Source organism: Aliiroseovarius sp. M344 (assembly GCF_025140835.1).
Taxonomy (GTDB): domain Bacteria; phylum Pseudomonadota; class Alphaproteobacteria; order Rhodobacterales; family Rhodobacteraceae; genus Aliiroseovarius.
The window spans coordinates 2178738-2200731 of the sequence record NZ_CP081153.1 but is presented as its reverse complement, the minus strand read 5'-3'; the positions used below and the strand labels follow the sequence as shown (position 1 = coordinate 2200731).

The following is a 21994-nucleotide window of genomic DNA, read 5'->3' as shown; positions in this document are numbered from 1 at the left end:
GTTTACACCTCGGCGCGGTGGTCGGGGCAGGAAAGGCGGATGCACATGAGCGGATTTGACTATGACCTCTTCGTGATTGGCGGCGGATCGGGCGGCGTGCGTGCAGGCCGTGTTGCAGCCGAGGGTGGCGCGAAAGTTGGGCTGGCAGAAGAGTTTCGTATGGGTGGCACCTGCGTGATACGCGGCTGCGTGCCCAAGAAGCTGATGGTTTTTGCCTCGCAATTCGGCCCGGCCGCAGCAGATGCCCGCGCCTATGGCTGGCAAGGCAATGTGCGTGGCGAATTTGACTGGGCCGGCACGTTCCGCCCGGCATTGCACGCGGAACTTGACCGGCTGGAAAGCATCTATACTCGCAATCTGGGCAATTCAGGCGCGGACATTTTCAATGCGCGCGCGACGGTGAAAGATGCCCATACGGTTGAGCTGTCGACCGGTGAAAGTTTCACCGCAAAACACATCCTAGTCGCCACGGGCGGTCGTCCCTTCCTGCCCGACACGCCGGGCGCGAAAGAGTTGGGGATCACTTCGAACGAGGTATTCAACCTCGACGATTTTCCCAAGCGCATCCTGATTGTCGGCGGCGGGTATATTGCCTGCGAGTTCGCCTGCATTTTCAATGGGCTCGGCGCCCATGTGGCACAATGGTATCGCGGCGCGCAGATCCTGCGTGGTTTTGATGACGAAGTGCGCGGGTTCCTTGCTGAACACATTCACCAGCGTGGCGTCGATTTGCATGTTGGGCTTGAGGTGGAGCGGATGGAGCGCCGCGATGGTACAATCTGGGTCAAGGGTACGGACGGGCGCGAAGAGGTATTCGATCAGGTTCTGTTTGCCACTGGGCGGGTGGCCAATACCGATGGTTTGGGATTGGAAGATCTTGGCGTGACGCTTGGCCGCTCGGGCGAGGTGGTGGTGGATGACTACAGCCAGACCTCGGTTCCGTCGATCTATGCGGTGGGGGATGTCACCAACCGGATCAACCTGACACCGGTGGCGATCCGCGAAGGGATGGCCTTTGTCGAAACGGTCTTCAATGGCAATCCGACTAAACCCGACCATGAAAACGTGGCCTCGGCAGTGTTCACGCAGCCGGAATACGGCACCGTTGGCCTGTCGGAAGAGGACGCGCGCGAGACTGAAAAGATCGACGTCTACTGCGCGGCGTTTCGCCCCATGCAGAAAAGCTTTATCGGCACGAATGAGCGGGTGTTGTTCAAGTTGATCGTCAGCCAGAAAACCCAGAAGGTGCTGGGCTGTCACATTGTTGGCGATGGCGCGGGCGAGATGATCCAGCTGGCCGCGATTGCGGTGAAGATGGGCGCGACCAAGGCCGATTTCGATCGGACCGTCGCGGTGCATCCGACCATGTCGGAAGAAATCGTTCTGATGAAGACACCAACCCGCAGCGATTGACCTTCAAACCGGCCTGCAATGCGAAACCACATGGATTTCAAACCAAAAGGGCGCGGTTCACATGCCCTTTGCCTTGAAATCCGGCCCGCAAAGGGTCAGGTATACGTCGAAACCATTTACGTGGAAGGAATAGGACCAAATGGCCAGTGACAATGGCGGCCCTTGGGGCGGCGGTGGTAACCGTGGCGGCTCGGACGGGCGTCCCCCCTCGAACGGCGGCGGCAAGCGCGGTGGAAACGAACCACCGCAAATGCCTGAGATCGAAGAGCTTATGAAAAAGGGTCAGGAGCAGTTGCGCGTGCTCATGGGCGGCCGTGGCGACAAACGCGGCGGCGGCAGCGGCGGTGCAGGCGGCGGCGAAGGCCCCAGCATCGGACGCGGCTCCATCCTTTTGGTTGCCCTTGTAGCTGTCGCGGTCTGGATTTATGCCAGTTTCTATCGCGTGGACACGTCTGAACAATCGGTCGAACTTCTGTTCGGCGAACGTTACGGCGTTGGCCAAGAGGGTCTGAACTTTGCGCCTTGGCCGATTGTGACCCGGGAAATCTATCCGGTGACGCGTGAGAACGTGATCAACATCGGCGATGGCACCAACGAAGGCTTGATGCTGACCGGTGACGAAAACATCGTTGATATCGACTTTCAGGTTGTCTGGAACATCTCGGACCTCGAGAAGTTCGTGTTCAATCTGGCTGCACCGGAAAACACCATTCAGGCTGTGTCGGAATCAGCCATGCGCGAGATTATCGCACGCTCTCGCCTGTCTCCGATCCTGACTTCGGATCGCGGGATCATCCAACAGGATCTGCAAGATCTGATCCAGTCGACGCTGGATGGATATCAGTCGGGCGTCAACATCGTTCGGGTCAACTTTGACAAGGCCGACCCGCCTGAGGACGTGATCGACAGTTTCCGTGAAGTGCAGGCTGCCGAGCAGACCCGCGACACGTTGCAGAAACAAGCCGATGCTTACGCAAACCGTGTGGTCGCTGCGGCACGTGGTGAGGCCGCTCAGCTTCTGGAAGAAGCCGAAGGCTATCGTGCCCGTGTCGTCAACGAGGCCGAAGGTGAAGCCGCCCGCTTCATCGCGGTGTACGACGAATTTGCGAAGGCACCGGAAATCACGCGAAAGCGCCTGTATCTGGAAACGATCGAGAAGGTGATGCGCAGCGTGGATAAGGTGATCCTTGACAACAACGTCGGCGGAGAAGGGGGCGTGGTGCCTTACCTGCCGCTGAATGAGCTGACCCGCAAACCGGCGCAGACCGAAGGAGGGACGAACTGATGAAACGTACTCAGATATTCCTTGTCGCCATCGTCGCGCTTGTCTTTGGTGCTTTGCAGGCTGTCTACATCGTGGATGAACGCGAAACCGCCCTGCGGCTGTGGTTTGGTGAAGTGCAAGCCGAGATCACCGATCCCGGCCTGTATTTCAAAATTCCGGTGTTTCACGAGATCGTCAAATATGACGCTCGTATCCTGCCTTTGGAAACCAGCAAGCTTGAAGTGACGCCTGCAGACAGCCGACGGCTTGAAGTTGACGCCTTTGCGCGCTGGCGCATTTCCGATGCCAAGCAGTTCCGCCGTGCGGTGGGCGCAAGCTCGATAGCCGGTGCGCAACCGCGTCTTGAACGCATCCTGAACGCTGAACTGCGTGAGGTTCTGGGTAAAGTGAACTCGAATGCGGTTCTGTCCGCTGACCGTGTTCTACTGATGAACCAGATCCGCGACCAAGCACGCGCGCAAGCATCGTCGCTGGGGGTCGAGATCATCGACGTGCGTATCAAACGTGCCGATCTGCCCAAGCAAAACCTTGAAGCAACGTTTGAACGGATGCGGGCTGAACGTCAGCGTCTGGCTGCGGATGAAATCGCACGTGGTAATGAAGCCGCGCAACGTTTGCGGGCGACCGCAGATCGGACCGTGGTTGAAACCGTGTCCGAAGCGCGCAAGCAGGCGCAGATTATCCGAGGTGAGGCTGACGCCCGCCGCAACGGTATTCTGGCCGATGCGCTGGGTCGCGACGAAGAATTCTATGCCTTCCTGCGGTCGCTGGAAGCCTATGAAAACTCGTTGGTCGGAGGCAATTCATCGCTGGTCATATCGCCAGACAGCGAATTCTTTGATTATCTGAAATCGGATACCGGCCGGTGATCTCAACGATACTGTTAGGGATCGGGCTTGTGCTCGTGATCGAGGGGCTGGTGTTCGCACTGGCCCCTTCGCGTCTGGATGACCTTGTGGCCATGATGGCAGCGATGTCACGCGATCAACGACGGCTGATCGGGTTGCTGGCGCTTGCGTTGGGTGTTGTGCTGGTGTGGCTGTCGCGTGTTTAGACCTGTGATGGCTGGACGTCAGGTACCCGTGGCACATTGACCATTTCGCAAAAATTACTTGCTATGTGGGGCAGGTCGTATATCCGTGCCCGAGTTATTGAAAAAGCAGGCTCATGAAACACACACCAGACTTTCCGACATCATCCGACAGTCCAAAATCCGCAAAAGACTGGGTTAAGACATTGGCCGCCTATCGCGAACCGAACCAGTGGCGCAGTGCGTTTGAGCTTGGTGTCAGCATTGGCCCGTTCATAATCTTGTGGGTTCTGGCGTGGTTGTCGATGTCGGTCAGCCTGTGGTTGACGCTTGCGATCTCGATCGTCAACGCTTTGTTCTTACTGCGCCTTTTCACCATTCAGCATGATTGCGGTCACGGGGCATTTTTCAAACAACGCGCGCTCAGCGATTGGGTGGGGCGGGTGATCGGGGTCTTGACCCTGACCCCCTATGCCGTTTGGCGGCGCACCCATTCGATCCATCACAGCTCTGCCGGCAATCTGGGCAAGCGGGGGATCGGCGACATCGTGACCCTGACTGTTGACGAATATAATGAGCTGTCACGATTCGAGCGGCTCAGATATCGGCTCTACAGAAACCCTGTGGTTCTTTTTGGATTTGGCCCAAGCTATCTTTTCTTGCTGCAAAACCGCCTGCCACTTGGCCTGATGAACAGCGCTCGATACTGGATCAGCGCGATGGGCACCAATCTGGCAATCGTCGCGGGCCTGGGTGTGATCTGGTATTTCGGTGGCTTTGCGGCCGTGTTCCTGATTTTCCTGCCTACCACAATTCTGGCGGCCACGGCCGGCATGTGGCTGTTCTATGTCCAGCACCAATTCGAAGACACACATTGGAGCACCGAAGAGGAATGGCAGCTTCACGATGCAGCACTTGAAGGCAGCTCGCATTATATCATGCCGCCTGTTCTGCAATGGTTCAGCGCCAATATAGGCATTCACCACGTGCATCACCTATACAGTCGCATTCCGTTTTATCGGCTGACCGAAGTTCTGCGCGATCATGCCGAGCTGGCACAGGCCAACCGGATGACGATTGCAGAAAGCCTGTCTTGTGCGCGGCTGCATCTGTGGGATGCAAAAAACAAACAGCTTTTGTCTTTTGCACAAGCCCGCGCGATCTACGGTTAAGCCTTCCAATCAGCGTAAGTACAGGTCTTTTGGGGGCCACACTGCGCGCATAGCACTTGCCTCACGCCGCATTACAGACGTTCACATGCCGGTGAACACTGTTTAGGAACTTTGCGTTGCGCTTTTGCGTCCCTATCTAGAGACTATTCCTAATCGGGCAGAGGCCCGAAACTGTTTCTTGAAAGGAGAGAGGTGTGAAAGTGCAGGCTATTTCCCCCGAACACATGCAGATCCGGGGCATGCGCGCTTTTGTCGGGCTTATCATGGCGCTGGCAGTGGTCCTTGCAACCGGACTTCGAGCCGAGGCGCGCGGCGCTCCTGACAGTTTTGCCGATCTGGCAGAGCAGGTCAGTCCGGCGGTGGTGAACATCACCACTTCGACCCTTGTTGCCCAGCGAACCGGCAACCAGCCATTGATACCCGAAGGCAGCCCGTTTGAAGATTTCTTCCGTGATTTCCTTGAACGCAACCAGCCCGGTGGCCCGGATGGTAACGGAGAACAACAACGCCAGCGACGCAGTCAGGCGCTTGGGTCCGGTTTCGTTATTTCTGAGGACGGCTTCATCGTGACCAACAACCACGTCATCGAAGGCGCGGACGAGATCATGATCGAGTTTTTCAACGGTGGTGGTGAACTGCCGGCCAAAGTCATCGGCACCGATCCCAACACCGACATTGCGCTTTTGAAAGTGGAAAGCGACAAGCCGTTGGCCTTTGTGACGTTCGGCGACAGCGATATCATGCGCGTCGGCGATTGGGTCATGGCCGTGGGCAACCCGCTGGGTCAGGGTTTTTCTGTCTCGGCCGGGATTGTCTCTCAGCGCAACCGCGAATTGTCGGGTGCGTATGACGACTACATCCAGACCGACGCAGCGATCAACCGGGGCAACTCGGGCGGGCCGTTGTTCAACATGGATGCCGAAGTAATCGGCGTGAATACCGCGATCCTTAGCCCCAATGGTGGCTCAATCGGTATCGGCTTTGCGATGTCTTCCACGGTGGTGAAACGCGTTGTGGACCAGTTGAAAGAGTTCGGTGAAACCCGTCGTGGTTGGCTGGGTGTCCGCATTCAGGACATCACGGATGACATTGCCGAAGCCATGGGGCTGGAGAATACCAACGGTGCGCTGATCACAGATGTGCCTGATGGTCCGGCAAAAGACGCCGGCATTCTGCCCAATGACATCATTCTGGCCTTCGACGGTACGGACGTGACCGACACGCGCGAACTCGTGCGCATTGTCGGCAATGCGCCGGTCGGCAAGGCGGTTCGTGTGTTGATCTTGCGCGACGGTCAGACCGAAACGCTGAAGATCACGCTGGGCCGTCGCGAGGATGCCAGTACAGCGCCGGGCGAGGCACCCAGCGAGACGGCACCAGAAGCGCCGGTTGAAGGCAAAGTGCTTGGCATGTCGCTGAGCGAACTTGACGACACCCGCCGCGAAGAACTCGGCCTGAAGCCAACCGCCGAGGGGCTGGTTGTGCTGGATATCGACGAAGACAGCGAAGCCTTTGAAAAAGGCATTCGCGCTGGTGATGTCATTGCCGAAGCCGGGCAAGAGGCCGTCGGGTCTATCGAAGACCTTGAAGCGCGCCTTGCGGCTGCAAAAGACGGAGGCCGCAAGTCGGTGCTTCTTCTAGTGCGTCGCGATGACAATCCGCGTTTCGTGGCATTGACGCTGGAATAGTCCAGACAAAAGAAAACCCCGTCTGGCGTGGCCGGACGGGGCGAAAAGCCCCCGCCTAACCGCGCGGGCTTTGTCGTTGTGGTGTGCTTACAGGGCGTCGATGTCGCCGCGGCACAGGCCGATATCGTCCAGCTCACGGTCCGTCAACTTGGACAGCGCGATGCGTGTCTTGCGGGCGTCGTTCCAAGTCGAGATCGAGGCGACAGCGGCCCAAATGGTTGCGGACAGGCGGTTCCCGAAAGACGCGCCTTGTGCTGGGATGTAGGTGGTTTCGAAAGCAGCCATTTTCTTGTCCTTCTCGGTTAAAATACTGTGCTTTGCATCATTGCGTTGACGGGCACGTAGAACCGAACTTCCGTTGCGACAAGTCTCTTATTTGCATGACCCATATGCGTTTTTTGCATGGGGTCGCATTCAGATTGTGCACGGTCGAAAACAGGACGAAATTGGCGCAAATGGTGCGTTTGATTTCGCCTCTGACAACGAGCTGTGTCATAAAAACATCAGCCCTGAGGCGCAGCGTCAGACGTCCGGGAACCGCGCGGCTTCGCAAATCTTTCTGGCGCGTGTTCTTGTTTCGTGCTAGTCCCGATCAAAACGAGTGTTGCCACGCATTACGCGATAGCAACCGGACAGAGCAGACGGACAGGGTTTACCATGCGCGTAATTGGCATTGACCCCGGGCTAAGAAACCTTGGTTGGGGTGTGATCGACACAGACGGTACACGTATGTCGCACGTGGCCAACGGAATATGCCATTCGCGCACCGGCGACTTGGCGTCGCGGCTGTTGTCGCTTTACGACCAATTGTCCGAGGTGCTGGGCCAGTTCGCCCCGGACACTGCCGCGGTTGAGCAGACCTTCGTGAACAAAGATGCGGTCGCCACCCTAAAGCTGGGGCAGGCGCGCGGCATTGCGTTGTTGGTGCCTGCCAAGGCTGGACTGTCCATCGGGGAATACGCCCCCAATGCAGTGAAGAAAGCCGTGGTGGGAGTCGGGCACGCCGACAAGAAACAGGTCGAGCACATGGTGAAAATGCAGTTGCCCGGCGTTCAGATCAAAGGCGCCGATGCAGCAGATGCGCTGGCCATCGCGATCTGCCATGCCTTCCACGCGCAGACTGCGGGGCGGCTGGAAGCTGCGCTTAGAAAGGCGTCGGCATGATTGGGAAAATCGCAGGACGTCTTGATTACCGTGCCGAAGATCACGTGCTGATCGATGTGCGCGGGGTGGGTTATCTGGTCTATGTCTCGGATCGCACTATGGCCAGCTTGCCTGGACCGGGCGAGGCGGTCGCGCTCTATACCGAGCTTTTGGTGCGCGAAGACAATCTGCAACTGTTTGGCTTCACCACATTGGTTGAAAAAGAATGGCATCGGCTTTTGACGAGCGTTCAGGGCATCGGCGCGAAAGCCTCGATGTCGATCCTCAGCACGCTGGGGCCGGACGGGGTCAGCCGTGCGATTGCACTGGGTGACTGGAACGCGGTGAAGGCTGCCAAGGGGCTTGGCCCCAAAACGGCGCAGCGCGTGGTCAACGAGTTGAAAGACAAGGCAGCCTCGGTCATGGCGCTGTCTGGCCAAACCAAAGCAGCGTCGGCTGATACGCTGCCGGATGAGGCTGTGATTGAACCGGTCGCCCCATCTGCGCCCGTTGCTGCGCCGGCGCACCCGGGCAATGCAGCCGCGCAATCTGAAGCGTTGTCTGCCTTGACCAATCTGGGCTATGCGCCCGGTGAAGCAGCGTCCGCTGTCGCACAGGCGCTGGGCGAGGATCCATCGCTTGAGACCTCTGGCCTGATCCGCGCTGCGTTGAAACTTCTTGCGCCCAAAGGGTAGGGGGCTAGAAAGAGTTCATGACCGCCTCTGATCCCCTGAACACACCGGACCCTACGCTGCGACCGGCACCCCGCCCCGAAGACGCCGAGGACGTGAACCGCGCCCTGCGTCCGCAAACGCTGGGCGACTTTATCGGTCAGGCCGAGGCACGGGCCAATCTGCGCATCTTCATCGAAAGTGCACGCAAACGCGGCGAGGCGATGGACCACGTGCTGTTTCACGGCCCGCCGGGACTGGGCAAGACCACCTTGGCGCAGATCATGGCACGCGAATTGGGCGTGAACTTCCGCATGACCTCTGGCCCTGTGCTGGCCAAAGCGGGCGATCTGGCAGCGATCCTGACCAATCTGGAAGCCAATGACGTGTTGTTCATCGACGAGATTCACCGGCTCAATCCAGTGGTCGAGGAAGTGCTCTATCCCGCGCTGGAAGATTTCGAACTGGATCTGGTGATCGGTGAAGGTCCGGCGGCCCGCACTGTACGGATCGAGTTGCAGCCCTTCACGCTGGTGGGCGCGACGACGCGGTTAGGTCTTTTGACCACACCCCTGCGCGACCGGTTCGGTATCCCGGTGCGGCTGCAATTCTATTCCGTGGATGAGTTGCACGAGATCGTAACCCGCAACGCTGTCAAACTTGGCGCACCCGCCGATGAGGACGGCGCGCGCGAAATTGCAAAACGCGCCCGTGGGACGCCGCGCATCGCTGGGCGACTGTTGCGCCGCGTTGTCGATTTCGCGGTGGTCGAGGGCGACGGGCGCATCACTCGCGATTTGGCGGACAATGCGCTCACGCGGCTTGGCGTCGATCATTTGGGCCTTGATGGCGCGGATCGGCGGTATCTGGGTCTGATGGCCGAGCATTACGGTGGCGGGCCAGTTGGCATTGAAACACTGGCCGCAGCCCTTTCCGAAAGCCGCGATGCACTGGAGGAGGTGATCGAGCCGTTCCTGCTGCAACAAGGCTTGATTCAGCGCACGCCGCGCGGGCGGATGTTGGGCCAGATCGCATGGCGCCATCTTGGCCTGACCGCTCCCGCGCCCGCGCCGCGCGGGTCAGGGCAGGGACAACTTTTCGACGGTTAGCCCTTGAAACGCGCGTCCATTTGCGGGACATCCCACCGCAGATCAGGAGACGCGATATGACAGCCCCCAATTCAGCCGCCCCCCTTATGACCCCCGAAGACGTGACGGCACATTTCACCCGTGCCAATGGTGATTTCACGTTTTCCCGTTGGGGCCGTCCGATCGTGCCGATCGTGTTCGGCGTCGAGGAGGCGACATTGCAGGTCGTCAAAGGTGCGATTGAGGCCGTGGTCGTTCTGGCTGGACACAAGATGGCCGAAACCGATCCAGAACTCGGGGCAAACCTGATGGTCTTTTTCTTTCGCGATTGGGACGAGCTTCTGGACGTGCCGAAACTGGGCGAGATGATCCCCGGGCTGGATCCGCTTGTCGCCCGGCTGAAGGCGTCCGGGGCCTCACAATATCGCGCCTTCCGGTTTGACGACCAGAACGCCATTCAAGCCTGTTTCACTTTCGTTTGCATGCAGGGTGCGATGGCAGACCAGCCGGCCGAAACGCTTGTTCTGACGCAAGCTGTGCAGGCGATGCTTCTCTGGAGCGAGGGTGCGTTTGCGGCCAAAAGCCCGCTGGCGCTGCTGCCAGACGGCCAGACCATCCTGCGCCCCGAAATTGCGACACTGATTGCGGCGGCCTATGATCCGATGCTGCCGCCTGCGGCTGACGATGCGTCTCACGCGTTCAGGATATTTGCGCGGATGCAGGGTCAACAGTCGCAAGCGGAAACGCGACACTGAATGCGCTGCTTTCTGGCCCTTCCCTTGCCGGACCTTCTGGCCGGGCAACTTGCCGGATTTGCCGGACGCCTTCGGGTTGGGCGCGCGCTGCCCGAGGAAAACATCCACCTGACGCTGGCGTTCTTAGATGAACAACCGCTCGACGCCTTGGAAGACCTGCACACCGAGCTTGATCTGTTGCGCGCGCCGCCCGCAACCGTCGATCTGGCCGGTCTGGTGCCCTTGGGCGGGGCTGTGCCCTCGGTGCTCGCGGTCAACGCGCATGGGGTGGATGGGTTGCGCAAGCAGGTCATGGGGGCTGTGCGTCGCGCCGGAATCACGCTGCCACATCGGAGGTTTCGGGGTCACGTGACGTTGGCGCGATTGCCGCGCGATCCGACCGCAGGTGACCTGTCGGCTTTGGGTCGCGCGCTGGAAACCCATGGCGCGATCCGGTTTGATCCGGTGACCTTGGACACGCTGTCGCTCTATCGCTCGGAGTTGCGCCCGGACGGCGCGCGATATGAGCGGTTGGCAGACTATCCCCTTCGCGGCTAGGGTCAGGCCTAGCAGTCCAGAGCCGAGGCCCCAATGCACCGTTTTCCCATCCGCGTTTACTATGAAGACACCGACATGGCCGGGATCGTCTATTACGCCAATTACCTGCGCTATATTGAACGCGCCCGGTCCGATTGGGTGCGCGAGATAGGCATCGACCAAAATGCGATGCGCGAGGACGGACAGGTGTTCGCCGTGCGCCGGGTCGAAGCTGACTATCTGTCTTCGGCGCGTTTTGACGAAGAGTTGCAGGTTGAAACATCTGTTCAGCAGGTCACCGGCGCGCGTCTGGTGATGGAACAGGTTGTGAAACGCGGCGAAGAACGTTTGTTTGAAGCGGTTGTCACCATCGTTTGTGTGACAGAGACAGGCCAACCTGCGCGGCTTCCGGCAAATATCCGCCGCTTGATTCACTAAGCCAGCGCCTTTAGCGCCGATGACGCGGTTTTGATGGCATTCCTTATGGCATTGGGCTAGTATTTGTGCAGATAAGCTGCCCAAAGAGGTGGCGGTACAGAGGCAGACATATGGAAACGGAAACGCTTCAGGCGGCGGCGGAGATCGATTTCTCCTTCCTCGCCCTTTTTCTTCGCGCAACTTTCACGGTCAAGTTAGTGATGCTGCTATTGATAGTGGCGTCCATTTGGTCGTGGGCAATCATCATTACAAAACACATGGCGTTCCGGCGGGCCCGCTCGGACGCCGAAGCGTTTGATCGGAAATTCTGGTCGGGCGAGCCGCTGGACGAGCTTTTTGACCAGATCGGGCCGACCCCCAGCGGATCAGCGGAAAAGGTCTTTTCGTCGGGCATGCTGGAATGGCGGCGCAGCCACCGGGCCGATGGCGGTCTGATTGCAAACGCGCAATCGCGGATCGACAGGTCGATGGATGTGGCAATTGCCAAGCAGGGTGAAGAGCTGAACAACGGGCTGAGCTTTCTGGCGACCGTGGCGTCAACAGCACCCTTCGTTGGGCTGTTCGGCACCGTTTGGGGCATCATGAATGCCTTTATCGAAATCGCACAGCAGCAAAACACCAACCTGGCCGTTGTGGCCCCCGGTATTGCCGAGGCCCTTCTGGCCACGGGTCTTGGGCTTCTGGCCGCGATCCCGGCGGCAGTTTTTTACAACAAGTTGAGCGTGGACAGCGACAACATTCTGGCTGGATACGAAGCCTTCGCAGACGAGTTTGCCACCATCCTCAGCCGTCAGCTGGACAGCTGATATGGGTGCGGGTGTGCAACAAAGCGGGGGGGCGGATCGACGCGCCCGTCGCGGGCGTCGTCGTGGCAAGCATCGCCGGGTCATGGCAGAAATCAACATCACACCCTTCGTGGACGTGATGCTGGTGCTGCTGATCATTTTCATGGTGGCCGCGCCGTTGATGGTCGTGGGCGTGCCCGTCGAACTGTCGAAAACAGCCGCCAAATCGCTGGATGCGCCTGATGAAGATCCGCTGGCGATCACCATCACCGAAGATGGCCAGGTTTTCCTGCAAACTGCAGAGATTGCGCGGGACGAGCTGATCACCAAACTGCGCGCCGTGGCCGCAGAACGCACCGACAACAAGGTGTTCCTGCGCGCTGACGGGCAGGTGGAATGGGATGCGATCGCCCAAATCATGGGCGCGCTGAACGCGGCGGGTTTCACGTCGATCGGATTTGTGACCGAAGGTGGCGGCCCAAGCCTGACCGGCACGGACAACTAGGGCAGAGCGTATGCGCAGAGGTCTTTACATCTCGGCATCTGTCCACGGGATTCTGATCCTGTGGGTGCTATTCGGCGGAGTGTTCAACTTCTCCGACGATGAAGAGTTTGTGCAAGTATCTGATGTGTCGATCATCTCGGAAGATGAATTTGCAGCGTTAAGCGCGCCGAAAGGTGAGGCCGCAACCGAAGATGACACGCCGCCTGCACCACGCCCGACACCCGAGCCGGAACCTGCGCCTGCGCCCGAACCGGAACCCGCACCAGAACCAGAGCCGGAACCAGAGCCTGCACCGACCCCGGAACCTGAACCTGCACCCGAGCCGGAACCCGTTCCCGAACCCGAAACTGCCCCACCGGCACCTGCGCCTCGCGTGGCGCCGACCCCAGCGCCCGCGCCGGAAACGCCCGTTGAAGAAGCGCCCGAAGTGGTCACCGCACCCGAACCCTCGCCTGAGCCTACACCCGAGCCGGTGCCGGAAGAGGTGACGCCAACCGCGCCGCCTGAAGCCACGACCGAGATTGTGACCGAGGCGGAAGAGCCGGTGGAAGACCCGTCTTTGGCCCCCGCGACCTCTGCGCGGCCGAAAAGCAGACCGAACCGCCCCGCGCCCGTTGAAACTGCTGAACCAGAGACGCCAGCCGAAACACCCACCGAAACGCCTGCGCCTGCGAATAATGCAGCGGCGATCGCGGCGGCTGTGGCCGAACAGGTGGCTGGCGGGGAAACTGACAGCCCGGCGGAGGACGTGCCCGAGGGCCCGCCGCTTACCCGCGGCGAGAAAGACGGGCTGCGGGTCGCGGTCAGCCGGTGCTGGAACCTTGGCTCAAGCTCGACCGACGCGTTGTCCACCACCGTGGTCGTCATGGTCTCGATGAGCCGCGACGGCAAGCCCGAGGGCATCCGCATGGCATCATGGGAAGGCCCGTCGGAAGGCGCGGCCAACACAGCGTTTCAAGCCGCCCGGCGCGCGATCATTCGCTGTGGCGCGGCTGGTTTTGACCTGCCGGCCGAAAAATACGGCCAGTGGCAGGAAATCGAGATGACCTTCAATCCCGAAAAGATGAGGATCAAATGATGCCTCGCAAATTGGAAGTCTGTGTGGATACGATCGACGGGGCCATCGCGGCGCAAGCTGGCGGGGCAGACCGGATGGAGCTGTGCGCTGCATTGTCCGAAGGGGGACTGACGCCATCGACCGGGCTGATGGTTGCGGCAGCGGGGCTGGGCGTCCCGTCCTACGCGATGATCCGACCCCGGTGTGGTTTGTTTGTCTATTCAGAAGCGGAGATCCAGGTCATGCTGGATGATATCGCCGCCGTAAAAGAAGCGGATCTGGCCGGGGTTGTCCTTGGCGCACAGAATCCTGACGGCACATTGGACACCCGTGTGCTGGGACGTCTTCTGGCCGCTGCGGAAGGGCTGGGGGCAACGCTGCATCGCGTGATCGATATTGTGCCGGATCCGTTGGCGGCGCTGGAACAGGCGATTGCGCTGGGATTTGAACGCGTATTGACGTCGGGCGGGGCTGCGGCGGCGGTTGAAGGCACCGAAATGATCCGCGCCATGGTCCAGCAAGCGGCTGGTCGGATCACCATAATGCCCGGTAGCGGGCTGACAGAAGACAATATTTCTGATTTCGTGGCGCAGACGGGGGTTGTCGAAGTACATGCTTCTTGCGCTGTTACTGCGTCCGAAGGGGAGAGGTTTTCAAATTTCTCCCCTCACGGTGGACGCAAAGAAACCTGTAAGAACCGAGTGAAACAAATGAAGAGGGAATTGGGCGCATGAGCATTAACCTCAAGAAACTGATCCTCGAAAGATCGTTTGGCGCAGTTTTGGCTGTCATGATTGTGGCCGCCGCCAGCGTGCTTGGACTGAGCCGACCGGCTGAGGCTCAAGGGCCATTGCGGATCGAAATCACTGATGGTGTGATCGAGCCCTTGCCATTCGCGGTCCCTGATTTTCAGGACGAGAATGGCGCGGCTGGCGAATATGCAAGCTCCATCGCGCGCGTGGTGGCAGCCGATCTGGCGGGCACCGGGCTGTTTCGCGAAATCCCGGCCGACGCGTTCGTGTCGGGCGTCACAAGCTTTGCTAGCCCGGTCGCCTATGCCGATTGGAAGGCGATCAATGCGCAGGCTTTGATCACCGGCGCGGTGTCCGCGTCTGGTGACAGCATCAATGTCAAATTCCGCGTCTATGACGTGTTTTCGGGCCAACCTCTGGGTGAGGGGCTTCAGTTTTCGGGGTCCATTGGGTCATGGCGCCGTGTGGCACATAAGGTCGCCGACATCGTCTATAGCCGCATCACCGGCGAAAGCGGCTATTTTGACAGCCGCGTCGTGTTTGTCGCGGAAACCGGCCCGAAAAATGCAAAGCGCAAGCGGCTTGCGGTCATGGATTACGACGGCGCGAATGTTCAATATCTGACCGACAGTTCGGCGCTGGTGTTGGCCCCGCGCTTCTCGCCGACCGGCGACAGGGTGCTTTACACCAGTTATGAGACCGGCTTCCCGCAGGTATATGTTCTGGATGTCGCCACGGTCGGGCGTCAGGTTTTGTCACAGCAGCAAGGCACGATGACCTTTGCGCCGCGCTTTTCGCCAGACGGTCGAACGGTCGTCTATTCCTTGTCCTCAGGGGGCAACACCGACATTTATGCGATGGACATCAACGGCGGCAATCCGCGTCGCTTGACGTCGACCCCGTCCATCGAAACTGCGCCCAGCTTTTCACCGGACGGCAGCCAGATCGTTTTTGAAAGCGACCGGTCCGGCACACCGCAGCTTTACGTCATGCCTGCTGGCGGTGGCGAAGCGGCGCGGATCAGCTTCGGGCAAGGGCGTTACGGCACTCCCGTCTGGTCGCCGCGCGGCGATCTGATCGCTTTCACCAAGCAAAATGCCGGCCGCTTCCACATTGGTGTCATGCGCACGGATGGATCAGAGGAACGGCTTTTAACAGCCTCGTTCCTGGATGAAGGCCCAACCTGGGCACCCAATGGTCGGGTGATTATGTTTACCCGTGAAAGCCAAGGGGCGACGGGCGCACCGTCATTGTATTCGGTCGACATCTCGGGCCGCAATTTGCGACGGGTGGTCACCGAAGGCGCAGCGTCAGACCCGGCGTGGTCGCCTCTGTTGAAATAAGCGCAAAATTGCGCAGGGATCGGCCCTTGCCAGCGGGCCAGTGCCGATCCGTTTCCAAACGGCGTTTTTGCTGCTAAGCTAACGCCAACGAGCAACAAATGGCCTGCCTGACCAAAGGGTGGGCGAGAAAATGGATACAGGATCGATCATGAACCGTTTTGCAATGGCTACGCTGGTTGTGGGTGCTATGGCGCTTTCAGCCTGCTCAAAAGACCGCTTGGGCGACGAATATGGCACTGCCGGACTGGGCAGTGACTATGTGGCGGGCAGCCCGTCTGACCCCAAATCACCCGCGTATTTCCAACAAACCATCGGGGATCGCGTGCTGTTTGCTGTCGATCAATCCTCGCTTAATCCGGAAGGTGCAGACCTTTTGACCAAGCAGGCCGCATGGCTGATGGAAAACACCGCTTATACCGCGGTGATCGAAGGGCACGCAGATGAACAAGGCACGCGAGAATACAACCTCGCACTGGGCGCGCGTCGCGCCTCGACCGTGCAGAATTACCTGATTGAACGTGGCGTGGCCCCGAACCGCCTGCAAACAGTCAGCTATGGCAAGGAACGCCCGCTTGAGATTTGTTCAGATGAGCTTTGCTATTCCAAGAACCGCCGGGCTGTGACAGTTCTGGCCGCTGGCGCGGCCACAAGCTGAGCCACGACCAAATAGAGGAAGTTCGGATGTTGCGTTTCCCCCGACTGACCGCCGCCGCCCTAAGCCTGTCGATTGCGTTGGTGGCTTCGGCCTCAGCGCAGGACCGCGCACAATCTCTTGCCGATATCCGGCAAGAGATGTCGATCCTGTATGTCGAAGTTCAGAAACTCAGGACAGAGCTGTCCACCACGGGGGCGGCAAATGTCGCAACCGGGTCCGGCAGCTTGACCGAGCGGATCGCCGTGATCGAAAGCGAATTGTCGCGTCTGACCGGTCAGACCGAACAGCTGGAATTCCGCATCAACTCGATCGTTAAGGATGGCACGAACCGCCTTGGCGATCTTGAGTTCCGCTTGGTCGAATTGGAAGGTGGCGACGTCTCGAAACTTGGCGAAACCTCAACCCTTGGCGGGGGAGAGGTTCCAGTAGGGCCTGTCGCCGCCCCGGAACCCGCACAACCCTTGGCAACCGAGCTTGCCGTGGGTGAGAAGCAGGATTTCGACGCCGCCGGCGCCGCGTTAGAGGCAGGGGATTTCGATGCCGCTGCCGCGCTTTACGAAACCTTCATTGAAACCTATCCCGGTGGGCCACTGACAGCCGAAGCGCATTTCCAGCGTGGAGAGGCTTTGACGGGGCAGGGTGACATCAAATCTGCGGCGCGGTCATATCTGAACGCCTTTTCCGGCGCTCCCAACAGCGACCGAGCGCCTGATGCGTTGTTCCGGTTGGGCAATGCTCTGGGCGCATTGGGGCAGATTTCCGAAGCCTGTGCGACATTGAGCGAAGTTGGAAAACGGTTCCCCGGCACGCCAGCGGTCGACGATGCGCAAGCGGCGCGGGCCAGCCTTGGGTGCCAATGACGCCTGACGCTGATCTGGCAGACGCCCTGCATCGGGTCCGCGCAGGCGGGCCCGTTTTGCGTTTGGGTGTTGCCGTATCGGGCGGGGGTGACAGCATGGCGCTTTTGCGGCTTGCGAAAAACTGGTGCAGCGCGCATGGAGCCGCACTGTTTGCGGCGACGGTCGACCATCGGTTGCGACCTGACGCAGCGGACGAGGCGCAATTGGTGCATGATACCTGTGCGAGTCTGAGTGTGCAGCACGAGACATTGGTATGGCAGAACAGCCCCGAAGGAAATCTGCAGGATGCCGCCCGCCGGGCCCGCTATGACCTGCTTGCCGAATGGGCAAAGCGGCTGAAGCTTGATGCGGTCCTGTTGGGCCACACAGCGGATGATCAGGCAGAGACATTTGTCATGCGGCTTGCGCGTGGGTCGGGCGTGGATGGTTTGGCCACCATGCGCTCCGACTGGAGGGACCGGGGGGTGCAGTGGATGCGACCTCTTTTGGCCACTGACCGGGCGACCTTGCGCAACGTGTTGGTTAAACTCGGGCAACACTGGGTCGAGGATCCGTCGAACGATGACACGCAGTTTGATCGGGTCCGGGTGCGGCAAGCGATGCAGCAATTGTCGCATATCGGACTGGATCGTGCACGGTTGACCGAAACGGCGGACCGGATGGCAGGCGCGCGCGATGCCTTGTCGTGGTTGGCACATGATTCCGCGCGAAGGATTGCGCAGGTGCAAGGCGGCGATGTGCATTTCGCGCGGGAAGATTTCGGCAAACTGCCGACCGAAACGCGCCATCGGCTGTTGGCACATGCTATCAATTATGTGTCTTCGACACCTTACCGGCCGCGATATACCGCCCTGTGTGCTTTGGAAAACGATGTTTTGTCAGGGAAAACCCGCACGTTGCAGGGCTGTCTTATCTCGCGCACATCCGACGGGCTTGTGATCGGGCGCGAGCTGAATGCAGTGGCATCGACCCAGTCGCACCCCGGTGCGCTTTGGGATGGGCGCTGGGTACTGCAAGCGCCGGACGCGGCTAAGGTGCAGGATTTGCTGGTGAAACCGCTGGGGGACGGCATCACTCAGTGTGAAAACTGGCGCGATGCCGGGTTGACCCGGACCACCCTGATGGCTGGCCCAGCCCTTTGGCACCAGGACCAAGTGATCGCCGCCCCGCTTGCCGGATTTGGCGAAATGAAGCTGCTTTTGCGCTTGCCTGACACAGAAGAATTCCTATCAACGATTTTATCGCATTGAACATACTGCGATCATCCCTATTTTAGAGTGGCACAGCGTGGCCTGATAGGCTGCGCCTTGTCGCCATGGCATTCAAAGGAGATACCCTTGGGCAACGCGAGAAATTTCGCTTTCTGGATCGTTCTGTTCCTGTTGATCCTGGCCTTGTTCAACCTGTTCTCGAACGGGCAAGCAGGGTTGGCAGCATCGCAGGTCAGCTATTCGGAATTTGTGACGTCTGTCGAAGGGGACGAGGTTAAGACCGCGACCATCGACGGTGAAAAAGTTATTTATCAATCAGCAGATGGAAAGATGTATCAGACCGTCGTTCCGCGTGACGCGGAGGTGTCAAACCTGCTGCTTGATAAGGGTGTCGAACTGAAAGCTGAACCGCAACAGCAGTCGGGCTTCATGAGCCTTATGACATTGCTTCTGCCGGTGATCCTGCTGATCGGGTTCTGGTTCTTCATGATGAACCGGATGCAGGGTCGCGGGGGCGGTGGGGCCATGGGCTTTGGTAAATCCAAAGCCAAGATGCTGACCGAACGTGAAGGCCGGGTAACCTTCGACGATGTGGCGGGCATTGATGAGGCCAAGGAAGAGTTGGAAGAGATTGTCGAATTCCTGCGCAACCCGCAGAAATTCAGCCGCCTTGGCGGTCAGATTCCGAAAGGTGCACTACTGGTTGGACCTCCGGGCACCGGTAAAACGCTGCTGGCGCGCGCGATTGCGGGCGAGGCCGGTGTGCCCTTCTTCACCATCTCTGGCTCGGATTTCGTCGAGATGTTTGTCGGCGTCGGCGCAAGTCGCGTCCGTGACATGTTCGAACAAGCCAAGAAAAACGCGCCTTGTATCGTCTTTATCGATGAGATTGATGCCGTGGGCCGCTCGCGTGGCGCAGGCTACGGTGGTGGTAACGACGAACGCGAACAGACGCTGAACCAACTATTGGTCGAAATGGACGGGTTCGAGGCCAATGAGGGTGTGATCATCCTTGCGGCCACTAACCGTCGTGATGTTTTGGATCCAGCCCTGCTGCGTCCGGGCCGCTTTGACCGTCAGGTTACTGTACCCAACCCCGACATCAAAGGCCGCGAAAAAATTCTGGGCGTCCATGCCCGCAAAGTTCCGCTGGGCCCAGATGCCGACATGCGCATTATCGCGCGTGGCACGCCGGGCATGTCCGGTGCTGATCTGGCCAACCTTGTGAACGAAGCCGCCCTGATGGCTGCGCGTATTGGTCGCCGCTTTGTGACCATGGAAGATTTCGAGAACGCGAAAGACAAGGTCATGATGGGGGCCGAGCGACGCTCGATGGTCCTGACGGACGACCAAAAGGAAAAGACAGCCTATCACGAGGCTGGACATGCCGTGGTTGGCCTGACGCTGCCGCAATGTGACCCGGTCTATAAGGCGACGATCATTCCGCGCGGTGGTGCGTTGGGGATGGTCGTGTCGCTTCCCGAGATCGACCGCCTGAACTGGCATCGTTCCGAATGTGAAGAAAAGCTTGCCATGACCATGGCCGGTAAAGCTGCCGAAATCATCAAGTATGGTGAAGATAACGTCTCGAACGGGCCTGCAGGTGATATCCAGCAAGCCTCAGGTCTGGCGCGCGCCATGGTGATGCGTTGGGGCATGTCCGACAAGGTTGGCAATATCGACTATGCCGAAGCGGCCGAGGGGTATTCGGGCAACACGGCTGGTTTCTCGGTGTCGGCGCATACCAAAGAGCTGATCGAGGAAGAAGTGAAGCGCTTCATCCAAACCGGGTACGAGACCGCGTTCAAGATCCTGACCGAAAAGAAAGCGGAATGGGAAAACCTTGCGCAAGGGCTTTTGGAGTACGAAACCCTGACCGGCGAAGAGATCGCGCGGGTTATGAAGGGCGATCCCCCGACAAAAAGCGAAGACGACGACACGCCGGATGAAGGCAATGCACCATCCCTCACGGCGATTCCCAAGACCAAGCCGCGGACCAAGCCGGCAGGCGATGGCGATTTGGAGCCTGAACCGTCCGCTTGATTGCAGCGACGCAAAAATTCAAACCCCCGAAGGTTCCGCCCTTCGGGGGTTTTTTCTTTGCCGCCGGATTTGCGCAGGATACGGATCGAATTGGCCTGCGTGTTCTTCCATCTTTGTCAGAAGGGAGGCTTCACATGCTGCAAACGACAATCGCGTTGATCCTGTTTCTGGCCCCTCTGGCCTATAGCCCCGGACCCGGAAACATGGTTTTCGCGGCGATGGGGGCTCGGTTGGGGTTGCGGGCGACAATGCGCGCCAATCTGGGCTACCACGCTGCCACCTGGATTGTGACCCTTGCCGTTGGGCTGGGGTTTTCGGCGCTGATAGATATGGCCCCCACGGCGTTTTCAGCGCTTCGGTTGGCAGGGGTTGCCTATGTGGCATGGTTGGCGTGGACGTTCTTGCAAGCGGGTTTGTCAGGCCACGGGCGCGATGCGGTTGGGATTGGGGCGATTGGTGGCGCGCTACTTTTGGTGTTCAACCCCAAAGCCTATGTCATCATCGCCTTGATGTTCAGTCAGTTTCTGGCGGCCTTTCCGATGCCCGGTGTCTCGACCGTGATTTGGATCGCGACGGTTTTCGCTCTGAACAACTTCATCGCCTTCCTTCTTTGGACCGTGGTGGGGGATCAGATATTGGCACGCTTCAGAAGCCCCGCCCATGCCCGCTGGCTTAACAGCGTATTCGCCGTGATCCTTGGCGCTGTAGCGGTGTGGATGTTTTTCGCGGGCCAGATCGGGGTTTGATCAATCTGCCTGTCCCGGTGTTGGGTCGGTAGGTTGATTGCGACTTTAGGCAAGGCTTGGCAGGATGCGCAAAATTTTCAAGAAGGAGCCATTATGCCCGCCCTCATTCCAACCGACCACTACGCCACAATCACATGGCTTGGTAAAACCGCTGACCGCGACGCAACACTGACCTCGGTTGCCTGCGATACAGTCGAGTTGACTTACGAAGGCGTGGTGGGCGAGGCACGGTCGGGCCTGACACGGTCCTCTTGTCCGCGGGTGACAAGCCAGTATCCACTTGGCACGGAAATTCGGAATGTCCGGCAGCTTTCTGTGCTGTCCGCTGAGGAACTGGCCGAAATTGCAGCCGATTTGAAGCTTGAGGCATTGGATCCAACCTGGCTGGGGGCGTCGATGGTGCTTGCGGGTTTGCCGGATTTCACCCATCTGCCCCCATCAGCGCGGCTGCAAGCGGACAGTGGCGCGGTGTTGGTGGTGGATATGGAAAACCAACCCTGCAATTTCGTCAGCCGCGAGGTAGAGCGGGCGCGTCCCGGCCACGGCATCGGCTTCAAGCCCGCGGCCAAAGGAAAACGCGGCGTTACCGCCTGGGTCGAACATCCCGGTGTGTTGAAGTTGGGCGATCAATTGCGCCTGCACTTGCCCGGCCAGCGGGCATGGCAGCCTGGCCGGTGACAAACGCCACTGAAACGGTTTGCCCGGAACACAAGGTTCTCATCGGAAACCGGCAATTGGCATTTCGACGAATTCCTAGGCAAACATGTCGGATTTCGCTCTATGAGCTGAAAATTGTGTAGATATGTATCAGTGGACAAACGGTCGCGGGATAAACAGG

24 protein-coding genes are annotated in these 21994 nt (G+C 59.2%); 23 read left to right on the top strand and 1 reads right to left on the bottom strand.

Features of this window, described 5'->3' with window-relative positions; genetic code table 11:
- Window positions 1–45 precede the first annotated feature (45 nt).
- The 6 genes from gor to K3556_RS10685 all read left to right on the top strand — a co-directional run bounded on the left by gor (window position 46) and on the right by K3556_RS10685 (window position 6588).
- The gene (gene gor, locus K3556_RS10710) at window positions 46–1413 is read left to right on the top strand and encodes a glutathione-disulfide reductase (protein WP_260516776.1); all 1368 of its coding nucleotides are present in this window, start codon (window positions 46–48) and stop codon (window positions 1411–1413) included.
- A gap of 139 nt (window positions 1414–1552) precedes the next feature.
- Window positions 1553–2698, top strand: a complete 1146-nt coding sequence (hflK, locus tag K3556_RS10705) for an FtsH protease activity modulator HflK (protein WP_260516775.1) — start codon at window positions 1553–1555, stop codon at window positions 2696–2698.
- Window positions 2698–3567: a protease modulator HflC gene (gene hflC, locus K3556_RS10700; RefSeq protein ID WP_260516774.1), complete on the top strand. Its 870-nt coding sequence runs from the start codon at window positions 2698–2700 to the stop codon at window positions 3565–3567. The genes hflK and hflC overlap by 1 nt, the downstream gene beginning before the upstream one ends.
- Window positions 3567–3752 (top strand): DUF2065 domain-containing protein, encoded by a 186-nt coding sequence (locus tag K3556_RS10695; RefSeq protein ID WP_260519233.1) that lies wholly within the window; start codon window positions 3567–3569, stop codon window positions 3750–3752. The genes hflC and K3556_RS10695 overlap by 1 nt, the downstream gene beginning before the upstream one ends.
- 113 nt (window positions 3753–3865) lie before the next feature.
- Window positions 3866–4900, top strand: coding sequence for a fatty acid desaturase (locus tag K3556_RS10690; RefSeq protein ID WP_260516773.1), 1035 nt, complete (start codon window positions 3866–3868; stop codon window positions 4898–4900).
- A gap of 239 nt (window positions 4901–5139) precedes the next feature.
- Window positions 5140–6588, top strand: a complete 1449-nt coding sequence (locus K3556_RS10685) for a Do family serine endopeptidase (protein WP_260519232.1) — start codon at window positions 5140–5142, stop codon at window positions 6586–6588.
- A gap of 87 nt (window positions 6589–6675) precedes the next feature.
- Here K3556_RS10685 and K3556_RS10680 read toward each other — a convergent pair whose 3' ends face one another.
- On the bottom strand, window positions 6676–6873 hold the full coding sequence (locus tag K3556_RS10680) for a DUF1127 domain-containing protein (protein WP_260516772.1): 198 nt from the start codon (window positions 6871–6873) through the stop codon (window positions 6676–6678).
- A 372-nt stretch (window positions 6874–7245) separates the two neighbouring features.
- On the opposite strand from K3556_RS10680, the gene ruvC reads away from it, so the two are divergent.
- The 17 genes from ruvC to K3556_RS10595 all read left to right on the top strand — a co-directional run bounded on the left by ruvC (window position 7246) and on the right by K3556_RS10595 (window position 21834).
- On the top strand, window positions 7246–7752 hold the full coding sequence (gene ruvC / locus K3556_RS10675; protein ID WP_260516771.1) for a crossover junction endodeoxyribonuclease RuvC: 507 nt from the start codon (window positions 7246–7248) through the stop codon (window positions 7750–7752).
- The gene (gene ruvA, locus K3556_RS10670) at window positions 7749–8426 is read left to right on the top strand and encodes a Holliday junction branch migration protein RuvA (protein ID WP_260516770.1); all 678 of its coding nucleotides are present in this window, start codon (window positions 7749–7751) and stop codon (window positions 8424–8426) included. The genes ruvC and ruvA overlap by 4 nt, the downstream gene beginning before the upstream one ends.
- Window positions 8427–8443: 17 nt before the next feature.
- Entirely contained in the window at window positions 8444–9511 is a 1068-nt protein-coding gene (gene ruvB, locus K3556_RS10665) for a Holliday junction branch migration DNA helicase RuvB (RefSeq protein WP_409557748.1), read from the top strand.
- A 56-nt stretch (window positions 9512–9567) separates the two neighbouring features.
- A complete protein-coding gene (locus K3556_RS10660) occupies window positions 9568–10245 on the top strand; it encodes a hypothetical protein (RefSeq protein ID WP_260516769.1) in 678 nt (225 codons plus the stop codon).
- Complete coding sequence (gene thpR, locus K3556_RS10655; protein ID WP_260516768.1) at window positions 10246–10782, top strand: RNA 2',3'-cyclic phosphodiesterase; 537 nt, start codon at window positions 10246–10248, stop codon at window positions 10780–10782. It begins immediately after the preceding gene.
- A gap of 33 nt (window positions 10783–10815) precedes the next feature.
- Window positions 10816–11199: a tol-pal system-associated acyl-CoA thioesterase gene (gene ybgC, locus K3556_RS10650; protein WP_260516767.1), complete on the top strand. Its 384-nt coding sequence runs from the start codon at window positions 10816–10818 to the stop codon at window positions 11197–11199.
- A gap of 110 nt (window positions 11200–11309) precedes the next feature.
- Window positions 11310–12005: a protein TolQ gene (gene tolQ, locus K3556_RS10645; RefSeq protein ID WP_260516766.1), complete on the top strand. Its 696-nt coding sequence runs from the start codon at window positions 11310–11312 to the stop codon at window positions 12003–12005.
- 1 nt (window position 12006) lies between these two features.
- Window positions 12007–12489 carry an ExbD/TolR family protein gene (locus K3556_RS10640; protein ID WP_260516765.1) on the top strand — a complete coding sequence of 161 codons (483 nt, stop codon included), beginning with the start codon at window positions 12007–12009 and terminating at the stop codon, window positions 12487–12489.
- A gap of 10 nt (window positions 12490–12499) precedes the next feature.
- Complete coding sequence (locus K3556_RS10635; protein WP_260516764.1) at window positions 12500–13567, top strand: hypothetical protein; 1068 nt, start codon at window positions 12500–12502, stop codon at window positions 13565–13567.
- Entirely contained in the window at window positions 13564–14280 is a 717-nt protein-coding gene (locus K3556_RS10630) for a copper homeostasis protein CutC (protein WP_260516763.1), read from the top strand. Before K3556_RS10635 ends, K3556_RS10630 begins: the two co-directional genes overlap by 4 nt.
- 56 nt (window positions 14281–14336) lie before the next feature.
- Window positions 14337–15641 (top strand): Tol-Pal system beta propeller repeat protein TolB, encoded by a 1305-nt coding sequence (tolB, locus tag K3556_RS10625; RefSeq protein ID WP_260519230.1) that lies wholly within the window; start codon window positions 14337–14339, stop codon window positions 15639–15641.
- 148 nt (window positions 15642–15789) lie between these two features.
- Complete coding sequence (pal, locus tag K3556_RS10620; RefSeq protein ID WP_260516762.1) at window positions 15790–16296, top strand: peptidoglycan-associated lipoprotein Pal; 507 nt, start codon at window positions 15790–15792, stop codon at window positions 16294–16296.
- Between the two features lie 26 nt (window positions 16297–16322).
- The gene (gene ybgF, locus K3556_RS10615; protein ID WP_260516761.1) at window positions 16323–17156 is read left to right on the top strand and encodes a tol-pal system protein YbgF; all 834 of its coding nucleotides are present in this window, start codon (window positions 16323–16325) and stop codon (window positions 17154–17156) included.
- A complete protein-coding gene (gene tilS, locus K3556_RS10610) occupies window positions 17153–18406 on the top strand; it encodes a tRNA lysidine(34) synthetase TilS (protein WP_260516760.1) in 1254 nt (417 codons plus the stop codon). The genes ybgF and tilS overlap by 4 nt, the downstream gene beginning before the upstream one ends.
- A gap of 87 nt (window positions 18407–18493) precedes the next feature.
- Window positions 18494–20410 carry an ATP-dependent zinc metalloprotease FtsH gene (ftsH, locus tag K3556_RS10605; protein ID WP_260516759.1) on the top strand — a complete coding sequence of 639 codons (1917 nt, stop codon included), beginning with the start codon at window positions 18494–18496 and terminating at the stop codon, window positions 20408–20410.
- A gap of 134 nt (window positions 20411–20544) precedes the next feature.
- Window positions 20545–21156 carry a LysE family translocator gene (locus K3556_RS10600; protein ID WP_260516758.1) on the top strand — a complete coding sequence of 204 codons (612 nt, stop codon included), beginning with the start codon at window positions 20545–20547 and terminating at the stop codon, window positions 21154–21156.
- 93 nt (window positions 21157–21249) lie between these two features.
- Window positions 21250–21834 carry an MOSC domain-containing protein gene (locus K3556_RS10595; RefSeq protein WP_260516757.1) on the top strand — a complete coding sequence of 195 codons (585 nt, stop codon included), beginning with the start codon at window positions 21250–21252 and terminating at the stop codon, window positions 21832–21834.
- Window positions 21835–21994 lie beyond the last annotated feature (160 nt).

Excerpts from the sequence above, each read along its gene's own strand:
- gor (WP_260516776.1), top strand. The coding sequence starts at position 46 with ATGAGCGGATTTGACTATGACCTCTTCGTGATTGGCGGCGGATCGGGC.
- hflK (WP_260516775.1), top strand. The coding sequence starts at position 1,553 with ATGGCCAGTGACAATGGCGGCCCTTGGGGCGGCGGTGGTAACCGTGGC.
- hflC (WP_260516774.1), top strand. The coding sequence starts at position 2,698 with ATGAAACGTACTCAGATATTCCTTGTCGCCATCGTCGCGCTTGTCTTT.
- K3556_RS10690 (WP_260516773.1), top strand. The coding sequence starts at position 3,866 with ATGAAACACACACCAGACTTTCCGACATCATCCGACAGTCCAAAATCC.
- K3556_RS10685 (WP_260519232.1), top strand. The coding sequence starts at position 5,140 with ATGCGCGCTTTTGTCGGGCTTATCATGGCGCTGGCAGTGGTCCTTGCA.
- K3556_RS10680 (WP_260516772.1), bottom strand. The coding sequence starts at position 6,873 with ATGGCTGCTTTCGAAACCACCTACATCCCAGCACAAGGCGCGTCTTTC.
- ruvC (WP_260516771.1), top strand. The coding sequence starts at position 7,246 with ATGCGCGTAATTGGCATTGACCCCGGGCTAAGAAACCTTGGTTGGGGT.
- ruvA (WP_260516770.1), top strand. The coding sequence starts at position 7,749 with ATGATTGGGAAAATCGCAGGACGTCTTGATTACCGTGCCGAAGATCAC.
- ruvB (WP_409557748.1), top strand. The coding sequence starts at position 8,444 with ATGACCGCCTCTGATCCCCTGAACACACCGGACCCTACGCTGCGACCG.
- K3556_RS10660 (WP_260516769.1), top strand. The coding sequence starts at position 9,568 with ATGACAGCCCCCAATTCAGCCGCCCCCCTTATGACCCCCGAAGACGTG.
- thpR (WP_260516768.1), top strand. The coding sequence starts at position 10,246 with ATGCGCTGCTTTCTGGCCCTTCCCTTGCCGGACCTTCTGGCCGGGCAA.
- ybgC (WP_260516767.1), top strand. The coding sequence starts at position 10,816 with ATGCACCGTTTTCCCATCCGCGTTTACTATGAAGACACCGACATGGCC.
- tolQ (WP_260516766.1), top strand. The coding sequence starts at position 11,310 with ATGGAAACGGAAACGCTTCAGGCGGCGGCGGAGATCGATTTCTCCTTC.
- K3556_RS10640 (WP_260516765.1), top strand. The coding sequence starts at position 12,007 with ATGGGTGCGGGTGTGCAACAAAGCGGGGGGGCGGATCGACGCGCCCGT.
- K3556_RS10635 (WP_260516764.1), top strand. The coding sequence starts at position 12,500 with ATGCGCAGAGGTCTTTACATCTCGGCATCTGTCCACGGGATTCTGATC.
- K3556_RS10630 (WP_260516763.1), top strand. The coding sequence starts at position 13,564 with ATGATGCCTCGCAAATTGGAAGTCTGTGTGGATACGATCGACGGGGCC.
- tolB (WP_260519230.1), top strand. The coding sequence starts at position 14,337 with ATGATTGTGGCCGCCGCCAGCGTGCTTGGACTGAGCCGACCGGCTGAG.
- pal (WP_260516762.1), top strand. The coding sequence starts at position 15,790 with ATGAACCGTTTTGCAATGGCTACGCTGGTTGTGGGTGCTATGGCGCTT.
- ybgF (WP_260516761.1), top strand. The coding sequence starts at position 16,323 with ATGTTGCGTTTCCCCCGACTGACCGCCGCCGCCCTAAGCCTGTCGATT.
- tilS (WP_260516760.1), top strand. The coding sequence starts at position 17,153 with ATGACGCCTGACGCTGATCTGGCAGACGCCCTGCATCGGGTCCGCGCA.
- K3556_RS10600 (WP_260516758.1), top strand. The coding sequence starts at position 20,545 with ATGCTGCAAACGACAATCGCGTTGATCCTGTTTCTGGCCCCTCTGGCC.
- K3556_RS10595 (WP_260516757.1), top strand. The coding sequence starts at position 21,250 with ATGCCCGCCCTCATTCCAACCGACCACTACGCCACAATCACATGGCTT.